Raw genomic sequence first — 2465 nt, forward strand, 5'->3', positions numbered from 1 at the left:
CATGGCCTCGGCCAGGCGCAGCGAGAGGGCGAGTCCGAGCCCAGTCCCCTCCACCTCCGTCTGCTCCGCGCCCAGCCGGGCAAAGGGGGTAAAGAGCTGGTGCAGCCGGGCCTCGGGAATGCCGTGGCCGCTGTCCTCCACCCGCAGCCACACCTGCGGCTCGCCGTCCTCGCCCACGGGGTCCGCCTGGCAGGTAAGGCGCACGCGGCCGCCGGTGCGGTTGTACTTGATGGCGTTGGACAGCAGGTTCAGCAGCACCTGCGTGAGGCGCTGCCGGTCGGCGTGCACGAAGCCGTCGCGGCCCGTGCTGGCGCCTTCCTCCACCTCCACGTCGTGCTGCTCGGCCATGGGGCGCACGAGGCCGATGGCCTCCGCCATCACCGTGCCCACGTGCACGGGCTCCAGCGAGAAGCTCTGCCGCCCCGCCTCGATGCGCGCGATCTCCAGCACCTCGTTGATCAGCCGCAGCAGGTGCCGGCCGGCCTTGAGGATGTGCTGCACGTGCTTTTGCTGGTCCACCCGCAGCTCCGCCCGGGCCAGCACCTGGCCGAACCCCAGGATGGAGTTCATGGGCGTACGCAGCTCGTGGCTCATGCGCGACAGGAACTCGCTCTTGGCCAGGTTGGCCCGCTCCGCCTCGGACCGCGCCCGCTCGGCCGCCAGGGTGGCCTCGCGCAGGGCCTCCTCGGCCTCGCGGCGCTCCGTGACGTCGCGGATGTTGAGCACGAAGCCCTCCGCCGGGTCGCCGGGCACCACCATGCGCCCCACGGCCTCCAGGTGCCGCCACGAGCCGTCCGCGTGGCGAAAGCGGTACTCCGCGTAGCCCGTGGATCCCGGGGCGCCCAGCACGCCCTGGATGGAGGCCACGACGGCCGCCACGTCCTCGGGGTGCATGTAGGCGAAGCAGATCTGCCCCTCCAGCGCCTCGGGCGGGTAGCCCAGCACCCGCAGGATGGACGGGCTCAGGTACGACATCGTCCCGTCCACGCCCAGGATGCAGGTGATGTCGTGGGCGTTCTCGATGAGCTGGCGGAAGTGCTCCTCGCGCTCCTGAAGGGCCAGCTCGGCCTGCTGCCGCTCCGTGACGTCGCGGATGTTGGCCACGAGTCCCTGCTCGGCCGTGTCGGGCGAAAGGGTGCGGCCGATGGCCTCCAGCATCCGCCACTCGCCGTCGCGGTGCCTGAACCGGTACTCCACCACGCGGCTGGTGCCGGGCGCGGCCAGGATCTCGGCCATGGCGGCCCGCACGCCGGGGACGTCGTCGGGGTGCATGAGCGTCCACGCGGGGCGGCCGATGATGTCGTCCGGCTCCCACCCCAGCAGGCGGCTCATGGACGGGCTCTGGTAGGTGATCACCCCCTGCGCGTCCATGATGCAGGTGATGTCGTGGGCGTTCTCGATGAGGGCGCGGAAGTGCTCCTCGCTTTGCCGCAGCACCTCGGCCATCCGCACGCGCTCGGTGATGTCGACGCTGTAGCCGATGATGCGCAGGATGTCGCCCGCCTCGTCCAGCACGGGGAGGGAACGGCGGATGACGTGGCGCGGCTTGCCGTCGGGGCCGCGGATGGTTTCCTCGAAGTCGCTTGCCTTCCTGGTCCGGATGGCCGCCCGTAGCCCGTTCTCGCGCTTGCGGATGATCTCCTCGGGCAGCCCCTTGCGCTCGCCGTACTCCCGCACCGTGCGCCCCACCGTCCAGGCACGGATCTCGGGGTCCACGATGGAGTTGGGGCTCGCATAGTGGTAGCGCAGCTCGGTGTCGAACACGGCCACGCCGCTTTCCAGCGAGGCGATGATCTCCTCGAAGAAGGCCTTTTGCCGCACCACCTCGGCCTCGGCCTGCTTGCGGGCCGTGACGTCGCGGTACGCGCTGATGAGGGCCACGCGGCGCCCGGCCGCGTCCGTCTGCGGCACGACGACGGCGTCGGCCACGCCCTCCGTGCCGTCCGCGCGGGTGAACGGCACCTCGCCCGTCCAGCTGCCGTCGCCGCCCAGCGCGGCCCGGACGGCGTCGGCGATCCCCGGCTCGTGGCCGGGGCGCACCAGGCCGCCGGGGCGCCCCACGGCGGCGGGGTGGTGGTCGCCGAACATGCGCTCCGCGGCGGGGTTCCAGTCCCGTACGCGCCCCTCGGCGTCGGTGATGACGACGGCCTCGGCCAGCGTCTCGAAGACGAGGGCCTGCTGCCGCAGCGTCTCGGCCACCTGCTCGGCCTCGCGGCGGCGGCGCTCCAGCTCGCGCTCCGCGCCCTTGCGCTCGGTGATGTCGCGGATGACGGAGATGAGGCTGCCGTCGGCCAGGGGCACCACGCGGGCCTCGTACTCGTGGGGCGCGCCGGCCTCGCGCCGATACTCCACGGTGGCCAGCTCGCCCGTGCGCGCGGCCCGGGCCAGCGCCGCCTCCAGGTGCGGGGCCGCGTCCTCGGGCAGCAGCGCCTGGATGCGCATGCCCCGCAGCTCGCGCGGGGGCG

The 2465-nt window shown here is 72.9% G+C and carries 1 protein-coding gene; it reads right to left on the reverse strand.

Features of this window, described 5'->3' with window-relative positions; all coding sequences use genetic code 11:
• Positions 1-2451 (reverse strand): PAS domain S-box protein (locus tag VFZ20_RS31800; protein WP_329688006.1); only part of this gene is annotated, 2451 nt, incomplete at its 3' end.
• Between the last annotated feature and the right edge of the window lie 14 nt (positions 2452-2465).

Origin of the sequence: Longimicrobium sp., from assembly GCF_036280135.1 — a bacterium.
Classification (GTDB): domain Bacteria; phylum Gemmatimonadota; class Gemmatimonadetes; order Longimicrobiales; family Longimicrobiaceae; genus Longimicrobium.